The sequence below is a fragment of the Helicobacteraceae bacterium genome, from assembly GCA_031258155.1.
In the GTDB taxonomy this organism is placed as follows: domain Bacteria; phylum Campylobacterota; class Campylobacteria; order Campylobacterales; family SZUA-545; genus JAIRNH01.
Genome location: JAIRNH010000003.1, coordinates 1 through 19,991, shown reverse-complemented (window position 1 = coordinate 19,991; position 19,991 = coordinate 1). Strand labels below are relative to the sequence as shown.

The 19,991-nt window shown below is 49.9% G+C and carries 21 protein-coding genes and 4 tRNA genes; 17 read left to right on the top strand and 8 right to left on the bottom strand.

The features are described 5' to 3' along the window. Positions 1-253 precede the first annotated feature (253 nt). Positions 254-1,531, bottom strand: a complete 1,278-nt coding sequence (locus LBF86_00475; GenBank protein ID MDR0663987.1) for a PLP-dependent transferase — start codon at positions 1,529-1,531, stop codon at positions 254-256. A gap of 242 nt (positions 1,532-1,773) precedes the next feature. Between LBF86_00475 and LBF86_00470 the strand changes: the two genes are divergently transcribed. The 6 genes from LBF86_00470 (at position 1,774) to LBF86_00445 (ending at position 3,519) form a co-directional block, all read left to right on the top strand. Then, positions 1,774-2,181, top strand: a complete 408-nt coding sequence (locus LBF86_00470) for a DUF805 domain-containing protein (GenBank protein ID MDR0663986.1) — start codon at positions 1,774-1,776, stop codon at positions 2,179-2,181. Positions 2,182-2,358: 177 nt separating this feature from the next. Then, the gene (locus LBF86_00465) at positions 2,359-3,024 is read left to right on the top strand and encodes a metallophosphoesterase (GenBank protein MDR0663985.1); all 666 of its coding nucleotides are present in this window, start codon (positions 2,359-2,361) and stop codon (positions 3,022-3,024) included. 126 nt (positions 3,025-3,150) lie between these two features. Continuing rightward, a tRNA-Lys gene (locus LBF86_00460) sits at positions 3,151-3,226 on the top strand. Positions 3,227-3,247: 21 nt separating this feature from the next. Beyond that, positions 3,248-3,323: transfer RNA gene (locus LBF86_00455), tRNA-Glu, on the top strand. A 28-nt stretch (positions 3,324-3,351) separates the two neighbouring features. Further along, positions 3,352-3,427 (top strand) — tRNA-Val (locus LBF86_00450). Positions 3,428-3,442: 15 nt separating this feature from the next. Then, positions 3,443-3,519: transfer RNA gene (locus tag LBF86_00445), tRNA-Asp, on the top strand. Positions 3,520-4,182: 663 nt separating this feature from the next. Here LBF86_00445 and LBF86_00440 read toward each other — a convergent pair. After that, entirely contained in the window at positions 4,183-5,103 is a 921-nt protein-coding gene (locus tag LBF86_00440) for a methylenetetrahydrofolate reductase (GenBank protein MDR0663984.1), read from the bottom strand. Between the two features lie 108 nt (positions 5,104-5,211). Here LBF86_00440 and serB point away from each other — a divergent pair, with 108 nt between their 5' ends. Next, positions 5,212-5,838: a phosphoserine phosphatase SerB gene (gene serB, locus LBF86_00435; protein ID MDR0663983.1), complete on the top strand. Its 627-nt coding sequence runs from the start codon at positions 5,212-5,214 to the stop codon at positions 5,836-5,838. 39 nt (positions 5,839-5,877) lie between these two features. Here the strand turns inward: serB and miaA are convergent, their stop codons facing one another. Next, the gene (miaA, locus tag LBF86_00430; GenBank protein ID MDR0663982.1) at positions 5,878-6,774 is read right to left on the bottom strand and encodes a tRNA (adenosine(37)-N6)-dimethylallyltransferase MiaA; all 897 of its coding nucleotides are present in this window, start codon (positions 6,772-6,774) and stop codon (positions 5,878-5,880) included. Between the two features lie 114 nt (positions 6,775-6,888). On the opposite strand from miaA, the gene LBF86_00425 reads away from it, so the two are divergent. Next, a complete protein-coding gene (locus LBF86_00425; GenBank protein MDR0663981.1) occupies positions 6,889-7,509 on the top strand; it encodes a tetratricopeptide repeat protein in 621 nt (206 codons plus the stop codon). A gap of 179 nt (positions 7,510-7,688) precedes the next feature. Here LBF86_00425 and LBF86_00420 read toward each other — a convergent pair whose 3' ends face one another. After that, a complete protein-coding gene (locus LBF86_00420) occupies positions 7,689-8,009 on the bottom strand; it encodes a cytochrome c (GenBank protein MDR0663980.1) in 321 nt (106 codons plus the stop codon). 50 nt (positions 8,010-8,059) lie between these two features. Between LBF86_00420 and folD the strand changes: the two genes are divergently transcribed. From folD to LBF86_00395, 5 genes are all read left to right on the top strand, one after another. Further along, complete coding sequence (gene folD, locus LBF86_00415; protein ID MDR0663979.1) at positions 8,060-8,908, top strand: bifunctional methylenetetrahydrofolate dehydrogenase/methenyltetrahydrofolate cyclohydrolase FolD; 849 nt, start codon at positions 8,060-8,062, stop codon at positions 8,906-8,908. Between the two features lie 20 nt (positions 8,909-8,928). After that, complete coding sequence (gene lepB, locus LBF86_00410) at positions 8,929-9,810, top strand: signal peptidase I (protein MDR0663978.1); 882 nt, start codon at positions 8,929-8,931, stop codon at positions 9,808-9,810. Continuing rightward, complete coding sequence (locus LBF86_00405; protein ID MDR0663977.1) at positions 9,807-10,460, top strand: site-2 protease family protein; 654 nt, start codon at positions 9,807-9,809, stop codon at positions 10,458-10,460. Before lepB ends, LBF86_00405 begins: the two co-directional genes overlap by 4 nt. 2 nt (positions 10,461-10,462) lie before the next feature. Then, a complete protein-coding gene (rsmH, locus tag LBF86_00400) occupies positions 10,463-11,434 on the top strand; it encodes a 16S rRNA (cytosine(1402)-N(4))-methyltransferase RsmH (protein ID MDR0663976.1) in 972 nt (323 codons plus the stop codon). Positions 11,435-11,527: 93 nt separating this feature from the next. Next, positions 11,528-12,355 carry an NAD(+)/NADH kinase gene (locus LBF86_00395; protein ID MDR0663975.1) on the top strand — a complete coding sequence of 276 codons (828 nt, stop codon included), beginning with the start codon at positions 11,528-11,530 and terminating at the stop codon, positions 12,353-12,355. Between the two features lie 344 nt (positions 12,356-12,699). Here LBF86_00395 and LBF86_00390 read toward each other — a convergent pair whose 3' ends face one another. From LBF86_00390 to LBF86_00380, 3 genes are all read right to left on the bottom strand, one after another. Beyond that, entirely contained in the window at positions 12,700-13,974 is a 1,275-nt protein-coding gene (locus LBF86_00390; GenBank protein MDR0663974.1) for a hypothetical protein, read from the bottom strand. Positions 13,975-14,178: 204 nt separating this feature from the next. Further along, positions 14,179-15,618 carry a type I glutamate--ammonia ligase gene (gene glnA, locus LBF86_00385; protein ID MDR0663973.1) on the bottom strand — a complete coding sequence of 480 codons (1,440 nt, stop codon included), beginning with the start codon at positions 15,616-15,618 and terminating at the stop codon, positions 14,179-14,181. Positions 15,619-15,685: 67 nt separating this feature from the next. Next, a complete protein-coding gene (locus tag LBF86_00380) occupies positions 15,686-16,483 on the bottom strand; it encodes a histidinol-phosphatase (protein ID MDR0663972.1) in 798 nt (265 codons plus the stop codon). Between the two features lie 71 nt (positions 16,484-16,554). Here LBF86_00380 and LBF86_00375 point away from each other — a divergent pair, with 71 nt between their 5' ends. From LBF86_00375 to LBF86_00360, 4 genes are all read left to right on the top strand, one after another. Then, the gene (locus tag LBF86_00375) at positions 16,555-17,223 is read left to right on the top strand and encodes a chemotaxis protein (protein ID MDR0663971.1); all 669 of its coding nucleotides are present in this window, start codon (positions 16,555-16,557) and stop codon (positions 17,221-17,223) included. A 109-nt stretch (positions 17,224-17,332) separates the two neighbouring features. Then, positions 17,333-17,947: a hypothetical protein gene (locus LBF86_00370; GenBank protein MDR0663970.1), complete on the top strand. Its 615-nt coding sequence runs from the start codon at positions 17,333-17,335 to the stop codon at positions 17,945-17,947. A gap of 5 nt (positions 17,948-17,952) precedes the next feature. Continuing rightward, the gene (locus LBF86_00365) at positions 17,953-18,966 is read left to right on the top strand and encodes a DNA-protecting protein DprA (GenBank protein ID MDR0663969.1); all 1,014 of its coding nucleotides are present in this window, start codon (positions 17,953-17,955) and stop codon (positions 18,964-18,966) included. A 135-nt stretch (positions 18,967-19,101) separates the two neighbouring features. Then, positions 19,102-19,395, top strand: coding sequence for a hypothetical protein (locus tag LBF86_00360; GenBank protein MDR0663968.1), 294 nt, complete (start codon positions 19,102-19,104; stop codon positions 19,393-19,395). A 347-nt stretch (positions 19,396-19,742) separates the two neighbouring features. On the opposite strand, the gene LBF86_00355 is transcribed toward LBF86_00360, so the two are convergent. Continuing rightward, on the bottom strand, positions 19,743-19,991 hold a 249-nt coding region (locus LBF86_00355), incomplete at its 5' end, for a PepSY domain-containing protein (GenBank protein MDR0663967.1).

The following is a 19,991-nucleotide window of genomic DNA, read 5'->3' as shown; positions in this document are numbered from 1 at the left end:
GTCATTGTCGCTTACCGCAGAGGCGGCGCTTTGCGCCGTTTCTTAACTAAGATAGTTGATTGCGCGGTAATTTTCCTCGCGCAAGCCGTTAGCCAACGGGCGGCTTAATTCTAAAGCTAATGAACATCAAATTGATAATTGAGATAATTATATTTTCGCCATACAAATTGGCGGGGCGTTTTTAACGACTCTTTACCCTAACGCGGGTAAGCCTAATTTCCCGCGCTTAAGAGAGCGCGGGTAGCGGCGCAATTTAGACGTTAAGCGCCCGCTCCAAATCCGCAATCAGGTCTTCCGGCGCTTCCAAACCGATCGACAACCGCACAAGTCCCGGGGTGATTCCGCAATCGGCTTGCTCCCGTTCGGTCAGTTGCTGGTGCGTCGTGCTGGCGCTGTGCGTGATGATCGACTTACTATCGCCGATATTAACGACGCGGCTGAAGATTTTCGTCGTATTAAGGATATGCTTAGCAAACTCCAGATCGCCCACCTCAAAGCTAAGCAGTCCGCTCGCGTAACCCGTAAGGTATTTTTTGGCGTAAGCGTAGTTTTTGTCGCCCTCTAACAGCGGGTAATTAACCGACTGAACCTTTTTGTGCGTTTTTAGCCATTTGGCGACGGTAAGCGCGCTTTCGCTGTGGCGCTTAATCCGCAAATTAAGCGTCTCTAGCCCCTGCAAAAATAGCCACGCTGCGAACGGCTGAGCGATCGCGCCAATATCCCGCGCCAAACTAAGCCGCGCCCTAAGCGTAAAAAGCGGAAACGGTAACTGGGCATAAACTAGCCCGTGGTAACTATAATCAGGCTCGTTAAAGTGCTTGTAGCGCGGATTGCCGATTAAAAGCTCGTTTAACCCTTTGCGCTCTACGATAATGCCGCCTATGCCAAGCCCTTGCCCGCTCGTATATTTGCTAAGGCTATGGACGCTTACGTCAACGTCCCAATCAAACGGGCGGAACAGATAGGGCGTGCCGACGGTGTTATCGACGATCGTGGCGATCTTATGCTTTTTGGCGATCGCGACGATCGGCTCGACGTCGGCTATATCAATCGAGGGGTTGCTGATGGACTCAAAGATAATCGCCCGCGTTTTATCGTCGATAAGCGGCTCGATCGTCTCCGGTTTTTGCGGATCGAATATGCGCGTTTCAATCCCAAAACGTTTGATCGTGTATTGCGTCAAGCTAAGCGTGCCGCCGTAAATCTTGTTGGCAAGCAAGATATTTTCGCCCGAAGCGGCTAGATTGGCAATCGAATAGAAAACCGCCGCCGCGCCGCTAGATGTAGCGAGCGCCGCCGCGCCGCCCTCCACTTCGGCAAAACGCCCCTCCAAAACGCCGACGGTCGGGTTGTTTAGCCGCGTGTAGATATTGCCAAGCTCCTTCAGCGCGAAGCGGTTTGCCGCCGTTTCCGCGCTGCCAAACTCGTATGCGGTGGTTTGGTAGATTGGCACCGCCATCGTCCCCTCGCCGCTCTTGTTGTCGTATGCCGCGTGAATGGCGGCGGTCTCCGGTCTCCAGCTTTCGCTCATAATTTCACCTTTGTAGATAAAGTTACTCAAGAATTAAATTATATTAAGTTTACGCTTATTTAAACGGTCGAGTTTTACGCGCTCCTTAAACTTCCATAAATTTAGAAAATAGCAAACGCCGTTCGCGGCAAGATTTTTATCCCTTAACCTCGCCGCTCCATCTTATTTTACGCTAATTTTTAAGCGCATTACGGATAGAATTCGCGATTGTTCCTACACAAAACTATTTAGGGGGAGTTAGAATGGAGGCAGTTAAGGGTTGGTTTCAGGTATGGCTTAGCTATATCAAGGAAACATACGGCGCTTTGTCTAATCGCGAAAAGGCGCTAGAGGGAGGCGCGTTCGCCGGTCGAATAGGAAGGCGGCATTTTTGGACGATTGCGTTAGTAACGATTGCTATTTCAATCGTCTTGAGCGTAATTGACTCCGTTATCTTTATCGTCGTCTTAGGCGTTCCGGTTACGCCGTTATCGTCGCTGTTTGGGCTATTTACGCTGATCCCGTTGATAAGCGCGGAAATTCGCAGATTGCACGATATTGGTCAGGTCGGCTGGTGGCTTTTGGTCCCGTTATATAACCTCTACCTATGGGCGCAAAAGGGAGACGAGGGCGAAAACAAATACGGAGCGGCTCCGTCCGTCGCCCCTTAAACGGCTAAAAGGCGTAATTTACCTACGAAATCGCCGTTTTGCCGCGATCGCGAACGACGCGCGATCGCGGCTCTCTTTATCCGCTTTGGATTGCTGCTAGCCGCTTTACCAATCTAGCTCGTCGGCGATCGTAAGCCGCTTTCTTCTTTTGCCGCCGCAATTAGCTAAACTTCGCTTATGGGACGAATCGTAATTTACGGCGATATTCACGGCTGTTTGGACGAATGGCGAAAGCTACGCCAAAAGATCGGCGTAGGCGCAAGCGACTGCGAGATTAGCGTGGGCGATCTGTTCAGCAAAGGACCAAAACCGCTAGAAACGCTTAGATACGCTAGAAACGAGGGCGTAATAACTATTATAGGCAACCACGAGGAGAAACTGCTCGATATTGCGGCGGCGAAAAAAGCGGGCGAGCCGATCGAATCGAACGGATATTTGGAATTCTTTAATAAACTGAACGCGAACGACGTCGCCTATATTTTTTCGTCGCCGCGATTTTTAAGAATCGCCAATATCGTCGTAGTTCACGCGGGGCTTACCAATTCGATGCGTTTAGATTGCCTAAACGACGATCAGTTATCCATACTAACAAGGTTGCGCTATGTCGGCGCGGGCGCGATGGATTATCGTTTCTGGTCCGAGCTGTATAATGGCAATCAAGGTTTCGCGGTGTATGGACATACGCCGAGCGACATACGAAGGGATAAGCACGCGCTTGGAATCGACACGGGTTGCGTCTATGGCTATAAACTTAGCGCGGCAATTTTTAAACGGCGCGGCAAGCGGTTTGACTTGGATACGGCGGAGATCGCGCAGGTGGACGCGAAGGAGCGCTACGCGTGAGATCGCGCCCGTTCGCGAAACCTATATGCGCGCTTAAACGCGAAATTTGGTGAAAAAGCTAAAAAATCGGCGTTTTTTATTGACGCTAAAGGCATTTTTTACTAGTATTGCGCCTCGCGATTTTTGGATCCGTTAGCTCAGTTGGCAGAGCATCTCACTTTTAATGAGAGGGTCGTTGGTTCGAATCCAACACGGGTCACCAGAAAATAGCGCGGACGGTTAGGTCCCCATCGTCTAGCGGCCAAGGACCCCGTCTTTTCGAGGCGGCGACAGAGGTTCAAATCCTCTTGGGGACGCCAAAGAACTAAAACGCTAAAATACGATTGCGGTCGCTTAGCTCAGTTGGTAGAGCGCCACCCTTACAAGGTGGATGTCATTGGTTCGAGCCCAGTAGCGACCACCAGTTCTAAAATTGCGTGGTTCGGTAGCTCAGTCGGTTAGAGCGCCGCCCTGTCACGGCGGAGGTCGCGGGTTCGAGCCCCGTCCGGACCGCCACGCTATAAAATGGCGGCATTATTAGCTTCGACGTTTTTTTAGACGGCAAAAGAAAACAAAACGCCTCGCCTCTTTGTCGCGTAGCGACGCTTACAGAACAAGCCTTTGTTATACAAACGTTTCTTTTTTTTGGCGCGCGACAAACGTTAAACAAACATAAGGAGTTTAACGCGTTCGCCTCGCCCCTTTTTGACGCGCCCATTTGTTATATGTAATACAACGTCGTTTAGAACAAGCCCCCTTTATATTGCGCAAACGTCCTTTTTTGGAACGCGACAAGCGGCGCGCTTGCCTTGGATTGCGCCGCCAGCTCCCGCTTTTTTGGCGCGTAATAAACATATCGCTAAAAATTACTTTTAGACGAAAATACGCGCGATAAGCCGCGCCTATGCGTTTTCGCGTTTTAGAGGCGTAGCCAAAATGGTTTAAGTTTATCGATCGCGTTTAATTTTATATTTGGCGGCGCTTACAAACGAAACCTTATCGCGCAAACTAAAAGACGTTCCGGCGCGGTTTTCATAAATATAAGACAACAAAAAACCTCGCGTCCGATTTCCCAAAACGCGAGGCTTTTAGCCGCCCGAGCTACGCCGCTTTATCGATAGACTTGCCATGCAATTCGCGTTTGGCTATAAAATAGGCTTGAGCAAGTTTGGATCGTTGCTACGCCGCGTAGTCGATTAGCTGCGCGGCTAACTCAAACTTATTCGCGCTCATAATATGAACGGGCAGATTTTCCTTGCGCATGGCGCGTAAAAGCTCCGCGCTCATCTCGAAACCCGCCCTGCTTTCCTCCTCTTCGCCTTTAGCGTTAGCCGCAAAGAGCGCGTCGATCCAGCGATCGCCGACGCGAACGCCCGGAACGCGCGACTGCAAAAATTGCGCGGTTTTTAGGCGCGCAAGCGGAAAAAAGCCTACAACCAGCCTAGCGTTTGCGCGTTCGTCGTCAAACTCGGCGCGCGCCTCGTCAAACAGCGCTCGCAAAAAAAGCGCGTCCTCGATCGAAAAAACGGGTTGCGAAATCACGCCGATCGCCGACGCGCCTATCTTTTTGGCGATCTTGCGTTTAAGACTCGCCGCGTTTTTCGCGTAACTATTGCAGACGGCGAACGGATAAATCTGCTTTGGCGCGGGCGCGATCGTTTTGCCGGCGTAATCGATCCCGCGATTAAAAAAATGCGCTATTTTCAGAAACTCGACGCTGTTCGCCTCAAAAACGCCCTTCGCGCGAGGCTGATCGCTCATGCTCGCCGGATCGCCCGTAACGCTCAAAAAAGCCCTAACGCCCGCCTCGTTCGCGCCTAGAATATCCGATTGAATGCCGATAAGATTGCGATCGCGCATGCTGATTGTGGCGATCGCGGGCTTGTTAAACGCCGCCTGAAGTTTAATAGCCGCAAAAATAGAGCCGTAACGAAGTTGCGACAACGCGTTATCGGTAACGCTCCAAGCGTCTATTTTTTTGTCAATCTCCAACTCGGCAAGTTTGTCGATTATCGGTTGAAAGCTGGCGCTCTTAGCGGGGTTTGTCTCGAGCGTAAGCCAACTCCCCTCTCGCAATTTTTCTATCAATGTTTCAAACATACGCTAAGCCCGTTCCTTAATTTGTTGCGATCTTAGCGAATTTTGGCGCTAAAAGCGACTTGCGGCAAGCCGCCGCTTTGATAGGATTACGAACGCGAAAGGAGCGAGATGAAACTCTGCGTTTTTGATTTTGACTCTACGTTAATGGACGGCGAAACGATCGATATTTTGGCGCAAGCCTTCGGCAAAGGCGAGGAGATCGCCGCGATCACTCGCGAAGCGATGAACGGCGAAATGGATTTTTACGAGGCGATCTCGCGCCGCGCGTTGGCGCTAAAAGGAATGCGCTACGACGAAGCGGTAAAAATATGCGAAAACCTGCCGCTGATAAACGGCGCGATCGAGTGCGTAACGGAGCTAAGGCGGCGCGGTTATAAGACGGTTATTTTTTCGGGCGGCTTTCATATAGCCACAGACCCCGCCGCCAAAAAACTCGGCGCGCTCGCGTCGTTCGCAAATATACTTCGCCATAAAAACGGCGTTTTAACGGGAGAGGTCGGCGGCGAAATGCTCTTTGGTTTCTCTAAGGGCGACATGCTTCGGCGCCTTCAAAGCCTGCTTGGAATAGACGCTAAGGACACTATCGCCGTTGGCGACGGGGCGAACGATCGCGCGATGTTCAAATACGCCGCGACAAAAATCGCCTTTTGCGCCAAAGAGGTCTTGAAAAAAGAGGCGAACGTCGTAATCGACGAAAAAGATATGAGGCTAGTTTTGAAACACGCGCGCGACTAGATCGGTATCGAAGCGTTAAACGCTATTTGGCGGCGGCTCTCATCGGGCAAGATAATTGACGGCAAAAGTTTCCAGCTCGCGCGCCTCAAGCGCGATCGCGTTTTTGAAGCGCCCTTTGTCGTATGTCCGCTGCCGCTTGGCAAACTGCGCGGTGTGGATATTGATTAGATTTTCAAGATCGCCGACGGTTATTTTCCCGTCGATATAATCAATCGTCTCTTTTACGCCGATCGCCCTCATAGGTTGCGCGTTTCGCGGCGCTATCTTAAGCAGGTTTTCAATCTCGCCGATAAGCCCGTTTTTTAGCATCTGTTTAGTTCTGTGTTTGACGCGCTCGCGCAAAGCCTCGATCGCAAGCGTTAAAATCGCCGCTTTCGCGTCTGGCAAGATCGGCTTGGGCGGATATAGGCTAAACCACTCGCTAGGCGGCTTGCCGCTTGATAGCGCGATCAAAAGCGCCTTTTCAATACGATAGCGATCGTTTGGCGCAATCTTCTCCGCATAAGGAGGATCGATTGTCTTCAATAGCGCGTAGGCGCCGCGAACGTCCAGCAGCGTTTGGGCTACTTGCGCTTTGATCCGCGGCGTTATTTTTGGAATCGGCGAAAGCCCGAACGTTAAAGCGCTAAGATAAAAACCGCTGCCGCCCACAATAATTAAATCGCGATCATTAGCTTCGCAAAAGGCTTTGGCGCGTAAGAACTCGGCGACAAACTCGTCCGCGCCGAATCGATCGCGAGGCTCCACAAGGTCTAATCCAAAATAGATCAAATTTTCGCGCTCCAGCTTGGTCGGCTTTGCCGAAGCGATCTCTATTCTTTTATACGCCGCGAGCGAATCCATAGAGAGTAGCGCGGCGTTTGTTTTACGCGCTATTTTATGCGCCAGATCGCTCTTGCCCGACGCGCTTTGCCCTATTATCGCCAGCGTTTTCACGACGATATTTTAGCCGCCCCCATTTTTAACGACGCGATATAATGGGTTTTGACTTTTATAATCATTGCGTCTAATGCGCGTTTTGTCATAATCTCGCTTTTGTAAGGAGAAAATATGAAACTAGTTAAATCCGCGGCGATCGTCTGTTCGCTGATCGCGGCGATAGCCGCTACGGATACGCTCTCGGCTCATTCGCACTCTATGGAAACAACCGCAAGCGGCGATTCTAACGACGAAACAGATCGGCTTACGCGCGCGATCGAGCGCAATCCAAAAGACGCGGAGGCTTACGTCGCGCGCGGAAATATCCGCCGCGAGCGCGGCGCTTATTCCAGCGCGATCGCCGACTACGATCAGGCGATCAAACTCGATCCAAAAAACGCCAAAGCCTATAGCGCGCGAGGCGTAGCGCACGCGCAATGGGGCGACTACGAAAAGGCGATCGCCGATTTTGGCGAAACGATTAAACTCGATCCGAAACAGAAGAGCGCTTACAACAATCGCGGATTCGCATACGCATATTCGGGCGATTATGAAAAGGCGATCGCCGATTTTGGCGAAACGATTAAACTAGAGCCAAGCGACGGCGGCGCGTATAATAATCGCGGAAACGCCTATAAAGACCTAGGCGATCTAAAAAACGCCGAGTCGGACGCGATAAAGGCGTGCGAGCTTGGCGTATGCAATCTAGCGCGAGCGATGGGTTTAAACAAAAACGTTCATTCGCATCATTAACGCGCAAGATATAGCCGAAGCCGCGCCGCTCGCTTTTCGCCGATTATTCGCGCGGATTAGAAGCTAGTCGGCGGCGGTTTTTCGGGCGTTTCGCGCAAACGAAACTCAACCGACGACGATCGCGCGGATTTGGCTTTTGTCGCGCGAGTAAAACGCGGGCGCGAAACGCCAAACAAGGCTTAATCGTCCTTTAGATACGCGGCTAAAGCCTTAAACTCGTCGTCGCTCAAATAATACGACGGTCCAAAGCCGTGTTTGGATATTCCTTTTTTTAGCTCGTCGCCTCTTAAATTGCGCAGTTTCGGCGCGTAGATCGCCTCTAATTTGCGTTTTCGCTCGTAATAAGCCAGCGTTTTGCCCTCCGCGCTCTCTCCGTGGCAGTCGGCGCACGAAAGGGTTTCGTATCGTTTGTATATAGCTTCGCCATACTCCTTAGTCGTAATAAACGGCTCGTCGCCAAATAAAGCGGCGGCGGCGAGCAAACCTATAAACAGACGCATAAAAAACCTCGCAATTTTTATCGCTATTGTAAGAGCGCTATAATTAACCGATGCAATTACTCGACGGCAAGAAACTATCGGCGCAAATCAAAGAAGATTTAAAAAAAGAGACTCTCCGCCTCAAAGAAACGCGAGGAATTATACCCGGCTTGGCGGTAATTCTGGTAGGCTCCGACGCGGCAAGCGAGTTGTATGTGCGAATGAAAGCTAAGGCGTGCGAGGAGGTCGGGGTGTATTCGGTCGTTCACGCAATGCCGGAAAACCTCAAACTTCAAGAGATTATCGACACGATCAAGATGATGAACGCCAATCCGTTTTTAGACGGCATTCTTATACAACTTCCGTTGCCGCGACATATCGACGCGAGCGAACTGTTGGAGAAAATCGCGATTGAAAAAGACGTGGACGGGTTCCACCCGCACAATTTTGGACGGCTTTTTACGGGGCTGGATAGCTTCGCGCCATGCACGCCGATCGGCGTTATGAAATTGCTGGAGGCTAACGGCATAGAGGTCAAAGGATTAAACGCCTGCGTGGTGGGCGCGAGCAATATCGTCGGCAGACCTATGGCGGCGTTGTTGTTAAACGCCGGAGCTACGGTAGACGTCTGTCATATCTTTACTAGCGATCTAGCCGAACATACGAAAAGAGCCGATCTTCTCGTAGTCGGCGTTGGCAAAGCCAATCTTATAACCGCCGATATGGTAAAAGAGGGCGCGATCGTAGCGGATATAGGCATCAATAGAATAGACGGCAAAACGCGCGGCGACGTCGCCTTTGAGGAAGTCGCGCCTAAAACCTCGTGGATCACTCCTACGCCGGGCGGCGTGGGACCAATGACGATCGCTATGTTATTATCAAACACGATCAAAGCCGCCAAACGGCGCAAGATTCAATAATCCGCATTTAAGAAAGAGCTATGAGCAAAATAAAAACCGCGTTAATTAAGCTATACCGTTTTAGCAACTCTTGGACGGGAACAATAGTCATCGTGCTGCTTGCCATTTTCTTTTTCGCGCAGGCGTTCGCGATTCCAAGCGGCTCTATGAGAAGCACTCTACTAGAAGGCGATCACCTGATCGTTAAAAAGTTTGTTTACGGCGTTCCGACTCCGCATATTCCTTGGCTGGAGATCGCCGTTTTGCCCGATTTTGACGAAGACGGACATCTGATCGTAGGAGAAGGACCAAAGCGCGGAGACGTTGTGGTGTTCCGCTATCCGATAAATCCGAAATTGCATTATGTGAAGCGGTGCGTGGCGCTTGGCGGCGACGGCGTAATGGTGCGCGGCGAAACGCTATACATACGTCCAAACGAGGGCGAAGCGTATATTCGCGCCAATTACGCCGAAGATCAAATAGAGACGTTTGGCGACGAGCTATGGGTGAAAAACCCGTATAAAAACGAGCATAAAGGCGTTCAATACGACCAAACGTTGCGCGCGCGCGGAGCGCTTCAGCCGGAAATGTACGCCTTTGGTCCGATCACTGTGCCGGAGGGGCGCTACTTTATGATGGGCGATAACCGCGATCGTAGCGCCGATAGCCGTTATTGGGGTAGCGTGTCTTACGATCTAATCGTCGGTTCGCCGTGGTTTTCCTACTTTAGTTGGGAACCTAGAAGCTATGAAAGTATGGTGAAAGAGGGTATATTCCAAAACGAATACGAAGCTCTGACGGCAGTTTGCGGCGATATAGACCCAAGAAGCGCCAAATGTAAGCAAAAGTGGGATAGAGAGCGTTATAAAGTGCGCTGGGATCGCATTGGATTGACGCTTAAAGGGCTTGAAAATCTCTTATGAGCGGCTTTCTGGACAGGTTCGATCCGCTTAACGTTTTGGCGATGATCGGCGCGCTGTTGATCGCCGTGATCGGACACGAGATTATGCACGGCTTGGCGGCGTATATGTTTGGAGATTCGACCGCTAAAAACGAGGGGCGATTGAGCCTAAATCCGATCAAGCATATCGATCCGATCGGCACTATCGCTCTGCCGCTTTTACTTGTGATAAGCGGTTCTGGATTTCTATTCGGCTGGGCAAAACCCGTGCCGATCGACGTTTATCATGTTTTAAAGCGCGGCGGAAACAAGGCGATGATCGTCGTCTCGCTGGCGGGCGTGGCTTATAATTTTGCTCTGGCTTTTTGCGCGGCGATTTTAATTAACGTTCTATTTACGGGCGCGGACGAGGCGAATTTTCTATTTTTTTTGCTTTTTTATCTGGTTACGTGGAACGTGGTTTTGGCGGTTTTCAACCTGCTGCCGATCCCTCCGTTAGACGGCGCAATCGCGATCGCGCATTTGGCGGCGATATTCGGGTTTAACTTGGCGCGATATTTTAATCGTATCGGCGCTTGGGGTTTAGTCGTTTTAATCGTCGTATTGGCGACGGACTTAAAAAAACCGCTATTAGGCGCAATGAACGCGATCATAAGCGCGATGATAGGTTGAAAATGCAGCGCGAAAACGGCGAAGTTTCGCGTTTGCGAATTGGCGCGGCAAACGAACGCCAAAGCCCGCATACTCCCGTTTTGACAAACGAGGTTTTCGGGCTTTTTGGCGATCTTAAAGACGGCGTTTTGGTAGATTGCACGCTCGGTTACGGCGGACACGCTTTTGAGGCGCTTTCGCGTTATCCAAAGATCGCGTATATCGGCATAGATCGCGATCAAACGGCGCTTGATTATTCCGCCAAGCGGCTTAAAATATTCGGCGATCGGTTCAGGGCGATCCGCGCCGAGTTTGCCGACGAGATAGCGACGATAAAAGAGCCGATCGCGGGCGTTTTAGCCGATTTAGGCGTTAGTTCCTTGCAACTTGACGACGGCGATCGCGGTTTTGGCTTCAATTCGGATTGTTTGGATATGCGCATGGATCAAAGCTCGCGTTTTAGCGCGATCGACGTTATAAACGGCTACGAGGAAAGCGAGTTAAGCCGCCTATTTTTTGAATACGGCGAGGAGCCGCGCGCTAAAGCTATAGCGTCGCTAATTATAAAAAAACGTCCGTTTTATAGCGCCAAAGCGCTATCGGGTTTGATCGCCGCTAACTTTTCGCGAGGCAAAATCCATAGCGCCACGCGGGTTTTTCAAGCGATCAGAATCGAGGTCAACGGCGAGTTAGATCAGCTTGGCAAACTGCTCGATAGCCTCGAAAATATAAAGCCAAGCGGCGCGGTTATAGCCGTTATCTCTTTTCATTCGCTAGAAGATCGCATGGTTAAAGATCGTTTCAAAAAATGGGCGCGCGAGTGCGTATGTCCGCCAAACGCGCTTCGTTGCGAGTGCGGCGGCAATCGCCGATTTGGAGAGGTTTTGACCAAAAAACCGATAACGGCGAAAGCGGACGAATTGCGTTCAAATCCTAGAAGCAGAAGCGCGAAACTGCGCGGTTTTAGGTTTATTGCAAATCAAAACGTCCGATAAAGCGCCGCGCGGTTTAACGATCTGTCGGGTAAAATCCACAACATGTTGAGCGTAAACGAACGAATTGGAAAAATTAAAACCGTCGGCGCGCGTTTGAGACCTAACTCGCCGCAGCTAAGAGATTACTTTCTTGAACTTAGGCTCTTTTTGGATTCTTTGGGCGTGGAAACGCTTATAGGCGAGGAGTGCGCGAAGATGATCGGGTTAAACGGCGTGGATGATTACGCGCTTTACAGCCGATCCGATTTTCTTATCAGCATAGGCGGCGACGGCACGCTGATCGCTCTAGCGCGCAACAGCTTCAAATACGAAAAACCGATTTTGGGCGTAAATATGGGAACGCTAGGTTTTTTGACCGACGTGCAGTCTAGCGAGATTAAAGGCGCTATCGAAAGAATTTTAAAGCACGATTACGAGATTGAAAAGCGCATGATTATCCAGATCAACGCGGAGATCGACGGCAAAAAGCAGGTTTTACACGCGATTAACGATCTGGTAATCCGCCATCAAAAGATGCGTATGATACATATCGATCTGATTGTGGACGGGGCGTTAGCCAATACTTATAACGGAGACGCGCTGATCGTCGCTACGCCTACGGGGGCGACGGGCTACAATCTGTCGGCGGGCGGTCCGATCGTGTATCCTTACGCTAAAAACTTTATTTTTACGCCGATCTGTCCGCACTCCTTGAATCAACGATCGCTTGTTCTGCCGACAAATTTTGATATAGAGCTACGCATTAAGGAAAAAGAGGGCGTAATGATTATCGACGGGCAAGATATGACGCCTATCACCCTGCGCGATCGCGTCGCGATCTCAATGAGCGACTCTTTTGTTAAGATGATCTGTCGTCCCGAACGTAACTTTTTCAGCGCGATACGCGCCAAATTAAACTGGGGCGAACTGAACAATTATTAGTTAAACCTCTTGAAAACGGCGAGGGTTAGCGAGCGCAAAAAGCGACTTGCGAAGAAAAACAAGACGCGGCGCGACGAAGAAGCGGCAAACGGGGTCAAAAGCCGACAAACTCGTATTATAAATAGCTTTCCGTTTTCCGTTAAGTTTTTTATTTGCCCCTTTAAAAGAAGCGGCGGCAAAAAGGCTTTTAAGCCTCCTGATGGTATCGGCAAAGGTAACGAATTTCGCAACATAAAACTCGCCGTCGATACAATTTCTCGGCGCGCGTATTTAAACGCCGCGCCGTCAATATAATATTAAATCTTGCCAAGAACAACCGCGACTTACGCGAGCGGCAAGGCGGTTTAAGCCTCCACAAAACGTTTAGCCACGCGATAAAGCCGCTCTACGCTGGGCAGAAATACCCGCTCGCGATCGCTGTGCGGAAACTCGATCGTAGGTCCGATCGACGCGCACTGCGCGTTTGGCGTCTTGTCTATAAGTATCCCGCACTCTAACCCCGCGTGTATCGCGCCGATTTTTGGCGACAAACCCTCCGCTCTCATCAGCGTTAGCGCCAGATCGCTAAGCGGCGTTTCAACCGCGCTCCAACTAGGATAGCGTCCAAGCCGAGAAAGGGTAAAACCGCCTAGTTCGGCAAGCGCCGCTATTTGCGAATCCGTCGCGTCCAGATCGTTTTCGCTTCCGCCTCGCGCGAAAAGCGTTAGCTCCAACCGATCGCTTTCTGTTTTTATCGTAGCTAAATTATTGCTACGCGAAGTTACGTTATAACGCGCGTCGTAGCCTAAAACCCCGCTTGGGACCAGCGTAAGCGCGGATAAGATCGCGCGACTGTTTATCATCGCGTTAAATGACGCGTTAAAGGGCGCAATCTCAATAAACTCGGCGTTTTTCGGCGCGACTTCAATCGGAAAAAAGGCGATCGCTTCGGCGTTTTTGGCGATAGAGTTTAATCGTTCGCCGCCGTTAATCGAGGCGAGTTTTGCGCCGTTATTGAACAGATAACGGCAGATTTCGACAATCGCGTTTGGAATACCGCGATGAATATCGACGCCGCTATGCCCGCCGACGCATCCTTTTGCCGCTACCCTATAAGCCCTGAACGCTTTTTCGTCGATCGGTTCAAGCGAAAAAGGCAGGCTTAACAAATAGTCCGCGCCGCCCGCGCAACCAATCGTAATCGCGCCCTCCTCTTCGCTGTCCAAATTGACAATTTTTGTCGCGCTTGGAAAAACGCGGAGATTATTAGCGCCGATCAGTCCAATCTCCTCGTCGTTCGTAAAAAGATAATCGCCCTCGCAACCTTCCTCAATCAGAGCGAGCATAAGCGCCGCGCCGATTCCATTATCCGCGCCCAACGTTCCGTTCGCGGCTCTTAGCCAATCGCCCTCGCGCAGTATTTTAGGCGGGTGTTCGCCGATAACCACCATATCGTAATGCGATTGAAAACATATTTTCGGCGCGCCGATCGAAGCTAATATATTGCCCGCCGCGTCGCTTGACGTTTTCGCGCCGGTTCTAGCGCAGAAGCCGAGCAAAAACTCAAAACCCTCTTTTGTTTCGCCGCTACCGCGCCTATATTTGCTTAGTTCCTTAAAAAGCTCTAGCGTTCTGCTCATAATACCGCTCCTAACGCGACCGCGCGCGAACTTGTCGTTTGGAAATAATACAGTATTTGTTTGTTTCGGATATAAAAAGGCGGCGAACGCTTGCCGTTATCGCTAAAAACGGCTAACAAAAGCGTTTGGCGAAACGCGGCTTTAGAAGCGCGCGCTCGCCAAATGTCAAGCCTTCGCCGAGAAAACGGCAAAGGTTTGACGTCGTTAGCACGAGTAAGTCGTCTTAAACTCGTATGGGTGAGGTCTTGCCTCCCACGGCCAAATTTCGGACTGGAACTTGTAGTGCTGATAGTTTTGGATAAACTCTTCGGTAAATACGCCGCCCTCTTTCAGGTAGCCGCGATCGGCGAGCATGCACTCGATCGCCTCGCGCAGGGTGTGCGGCATTTGCTGAATGCCCTTTTCGCGAATTTCGTCCAGCGAAAGCTCGAAAAGGTCCATCTCCATAGGCTCGCCCGGGTTGGTTTTGTTCTTAATGCCGTCGATACCCGCAAGCAACATCGCGGCAAAGGCTAGATACGGGTTTGCGGAGCTATCGGGGAAACGAAACTCCGCGCGTTTAGCGCTAGCGCCGCTTACGTATGGAATGCGGCAGGAGGCGGAGCGGTTTTGCGCCGAATAGGTGAGAATGCTCGGCGCCTCGAAGCCCGGAATTAGCCGTTTGTAGCTGTTGGTGGAGGCGTTGGAAAACGCCGCGATCGACTGCGCGTGCTTCAAAACGCCGCCGATGTAGTTAAGCGCCTCGTCGCTAAGTTGCTGATACTTATCGCCCGCGAAAACGTTTTTGCCGTTCTTCCAGATTGATTGATGGCAGTGCATGCCGTTGCCGTTGTCGCCGTAAAGCGGCTTGGGCATAAAAGTAGCCGTTTTGCCGTTTAGGTGCGCTACGTTTTTGACGACGTATTTCAGCTTTTGCACGTTGTCCGCCGCCTCTACGATCGAGGCGAATTTCACGCCGATCTCGCCCTGCGCGACCGCGACCTCGTGGTGGTTGATATTGATTTCAAGCCCTACGCTTTCAAGCGTTTTGACCATTTCGGCGCGCAGATCGACCATGCTATCGACGGGCTGAACGGGGAAATAGCCGCCTTTGACGGCGGGGCGATGACCTGTATTTGGGCGATCGTCGAACTTCTTGGCGCTGTTCCAGTTGCCCTCCTCGCTGTCTAGCTCGTAATACTGACAGTTGGAATCGTCGCGGATAAACAACTCGTCAAACACGAAAAACTCGTTTTCGGGACCGAAATACGCCGCGTCGCCTATGCCGGTGGATTTGAGATACGCCAGCGCCTTTTTTGCGATGGAGCGCGGATCGTGTTCGTATGGTTGATTTTTGTAAATATCCCACACGTCGCAGATAACGACGGCGGTCGGATCGGCGGTAAACGGATCGACAAAAACCGTCGCCGCGTCGGGAACTAGCAACATATCCGATCGGTTGATCGGTTGCCAATTGGGAATCGAGCTGCCGTCAAACGGAAGCCCGTTTTCAAAGGTTTCTTTCGTGATCGATTTGCTCGTGAAAGAGACATGGTGCCACACGCCCTTAATATCGGTGAAGCGAAAATCGACAAACTCGATCTTGCTCTCTTTTACGACGTTCTGAAATTTGGCGAAATCCTCCGCCTTAACCGAAAAACTCATTAAACTTTCCTCCCCGAAGTGTGATAAAGATTTGGAATGATAACCCAATATAGATTGTCATGAGCGCCTATATTTTCATCATTTGCTTTTTTTTGTCCTTAAAAACCGCCGCCTCTTTGTAGCCGACCGATCGCGCCAGCTCGTAAGCCGCCGCGCGTTTGTATCCGATATGATCGACCGCGTGCGCGTCGCTACCAAAGGTGATTGGTATATTTAGCGAATAAGCTAGTTTTAAGATTTCTATCGACGGATACTGCTCATTTACAGGCTTACGCCAACCTGAAGCGTTAATCTCAATCGCCATATCCGCCTCTTTGATCGCCGCTAGCGCCTTCTCAACCGCGTCGTCGGATTTTTTGCCCTCGTAATGCCCAAAAATTTTGATCAAGTCCAAATGCCCTACTATGTTAAACCGCCCGCTTGCCGCCATATCCGCGATCGCGGCGAAATACGAGCGCCACACCTCGTCTAGCCCGCGCTTGCTGAACTCGTCCGATCCGAACGCGTCAAAAACGCTTTCGGGGTCGTCGAAACCCCACAGATCGACAAAATGCACCGAACCGATCAGGTAATCGACTTCGCGCTCAAAAACCCGCTCGATTGTTTTCGTCGGCAGATAGTCCGCCTCGTAGCCCAACAGCAGCGTTATTTGATCGGCGTATTTTGCTTTCAGCGTGAAAAACTCGTTTTCGTAAGCCTCCATTTCGTCCGCGTCCATTCGGTGTTTATCGTCCCAATTTAGCGGCGCGTGATCGCTAAAGCCGAAAATTTTGACTTTTTGCTTGATCGCCTCCAAAACGAACTCTTCCATGCTTCCTTTGGCGTGGTTGCAACGCGGCGTGTGATTGTGTAAATCGATGATCACTTTATTGGCTCTTTAATTGTTGATTGGCTAGGATTATAGCTTAAAGCGGCGTTTTTATAAGGATAACTACGATGACGCAAGAAGAACTTGATTCGCTTATGAACGAGGATTTAAGCGGCGCGACCGAATCGGATCAAACGCAAGATGCGACGGAAACCTCGTATGAAGAGTTAAATTACCGACCCAAAGCGGGCGTTGTGTGGCCTCCCCCGCCGCCTTCGGCGGAACACCGCGTGGTGCATCAGCTTGACGACGTGGCGCGCGAGGGCGAAGAGAAGTCCAGCCAGATATTTGATATTTTAGAGGCTATCGGTTTGGACGCGTCGGAGACGGAAAACCTCGCGAAGGGGTGCGGCGAAGCGCTTACGCGGTTCGCCTCCGTCTTCGAGCGGCTACAACTACGTTTTCCGCAGGTTCAAACCTTTGCGGCGCAACTTGAGCTGTGCGGCGACTTGCAAAAACGAATCGATCGGATAACGCAGATCGCTCAAAAAACCAACGATCAGGTAATGGTCGCTATGGACGTAATGCAGTTTCAGGATATTCACCGCCAGAAAATCGAGCGGGTTATCAATGTAATGCGCGCGCTTTCGCGCTATATGAACTCGTTGTTTGATACTAAAGTCGCGGATGAAAAACGCGTCAGCTCCGCCGTGCATATTTCGGGCGACGCGACCGACGACGTAGTGGATGAAGAGGATATAGAGGCGTTGATCGCCGCTTTCGGCGGAAAGAAATAAACTTTGCAAAACAAGCGGCGCCAGCGAGACTTAGGATTCGCGCGCAGACGCGGGCAAGTTAAGTTCGACGATAAAAAGCCTCGCTCGGCTTTCGTCGTAAATAGCGATCATGCGTGAGTTCACAATTCAAGAAAACAGGTATTTAAGTCGAGATATTACCGCTTTTTATCATTCGGAATATGTTGGATACAAAAAGCTAGGCAATCCAGATTATATCAATACGCTAAAAAATACCTTTGAAGCGCCCGCTCATAGCTTACAAGCCGCAGTCAAAGAGTTGGAAAAAGTTCTGCTAGAAGATTTGCCTCAAGTTTATAAATTATTAAAACTGAAATCGCCGACAATATGCGTTGTTCCTCGCGCGAAAGTGAATTATCGCCCCGATCAGCTATTGTTTAAGTCAACCGTTCGCGCCGTAATAAAAAAGTTAGATTATTTTCGCGACGGCGCGAATTACATTGTTCGACGTATCGATACAAAAACTACCCATTTAAAAAACGTTGATAATATCGATAACGATGGACCAACGCCATATCCGGGCATTACAACTGAAACTTGCGCAATTTCAAGTAACGCGATAAAAGGCAAAGATATTTTATTGATTGACGATATATATACTAAAACGATAAATATAGACGAAGACGCTATCCAAGCGTTGCTAGACAACGGCGCAAAATCGGTCGCCTTTTACGCGGTCGGTCGCACAAGCAGACTAAAGGAATAAGTAAAATGATCTATTCGGATAACGCAATCAATATTTTGGCGGCAACGACCTACAAAAACATCGGCAACGCATGGATAATTAAAAATCTGAAAGATCGCAAGTCTATAGACGCTATTGCGTTTTTGTTAAGTAAAGACGCTAAAGAAAATTACTGCGTAACGCGCGAGGACTTTGAAAACAAACGCCAACAAATAATCAATGAAATAGAAAAGTTAAAAGAGTTTGCGGACGGAGTCGTCGCGATCGGCGACAGCGCTTTTCCGCCCTGTCGGGGAAACGCGAAAAATAGCGAACAGCCCGTAGTTATTTTTTATCGCGGTAATATACGCCTGTTAATGGCGGAAAATAGAAATGTAGCCGTAATTGGCTTGCTCAATCCAGATAACGATATAAAAGCGATTGAAGAAGAGACTGTCGCAGAATTAGTAAAAAACGACGTTACGATAATCAGCGGGTTAGCTTTAGGTTGCGACTCGATAGCGCACAGGCAAGCTATGCGCTCAAACGGAAAAACGGTCGCGATTCTTCCAAGTCCGTTAAACAATATTTTGCCAGCGTCAAATATAGAGTTGGCGGATAGAATCGTTAAAAATAACGGATTGTTAATAACCGAATATTATAAGGACGCTAAATCCAGCATGGAATTGCGCGGCAGGTATCAACAACGAGACAGACTGCAAGCTCTATTTAGCGATGGCGTCGTATTATCGGCAAGTTACGCCAAAAATGATCAAGGCAACGATAGCGGATCAAGGCTTGCAATGGAATATGCCTTAAAATACTCTATTCCAAGAGCCGTTATATATAATCGAGTTACAGACGTCGATAACCCGAAATACGAACTGAATAGACAATTGATAAAAGAACATAAAGATATAACGATAATCGAAAAAAACAACTTGCGTTTGTCCGTTGAAAAAATTATATTTAATAGACCTGATGCAGTAAATAATTGGCAGGTGAATAAAGCGGGCTACAATCGACGACAGCTATCGCTTAATTTTGGCGACGTATATTAACGCCCGCGCAATAATTGAACTATTTTTATTAACGTTTATCTAAAGGGCTTTCATAGCCGACGACAAACGCGAGAACTCCGCTAGTTTTAATCGCGACATGATAAATGATCGGCAATAAATAGCAAGGAGGCTTCTATGAAAACATGGTTTATAACGGGAGCAAACGGCGGACTGGCGTATCCGATGCTTGAGATATTGCTCGCAAGAGGCGATCGCGTCGCCGCTACGACGCGCAAACCGCAATCCCTCGACGAGCTACGAAAAAAATATGGTTCAAGTTTATGGCAGGCAAATCTTGATTTGACTGATTCGCCCGCTATTAAACGAAAAGATATAAAAGCGGTCTTAACGTCAAGGCTTGCCGAGTTAGAAGCGCAAAAAGAGTTAGCCTATTCCACCGACGCCTACGATATTGCGAATAATCGATAAACGGCGCGTTAAGATCGCTATCTTTTTATGGCGACGTTATATGCCGCTCGCTAATAGTTTCACGTCATTTGTAAAACAAGCGTTTCGGATCGTGCTGACGCAAGACACCAAAGAAAGCGATCATGCGAACGGACGGGTGATCGCGCCCATATCTACCCGCTTGGGTTGCCAAAAGAGCGTCGCTTATCGGATCGCACAAAAAAATGCGAACGTTCAGATCGCGCGGGCGCAAAAAATCAAAGCGGGCGATCGGGCAAACGAACGCCCATATGTTTATATTGCGCTTAAGTTTCAGAAAGAACGTCGGCGAACGGGCGGGCGAATAAACGACCGCCCATATTTGCCGTTTAGGGTTCCGAAAGAACGTCGCTTGTCGGATTAGCCGCCGATTTGACCGCAACCTGAGAGCTTAGCGTTTCATTGTCTAGCGCGTTTTGAGTTTTCTTGCGTTTTCTTTCGCGCACAAAACGCTCGTAGTAGAGCATATATCCCGTTATGGCAAACAGCGCCATAGCAAGAGAGGATACGCAGTATAGAACGAGCCCTGCGACCCCGAAGAAATCGCCGCTATGCAACGGAAATATACTGCTAATAAA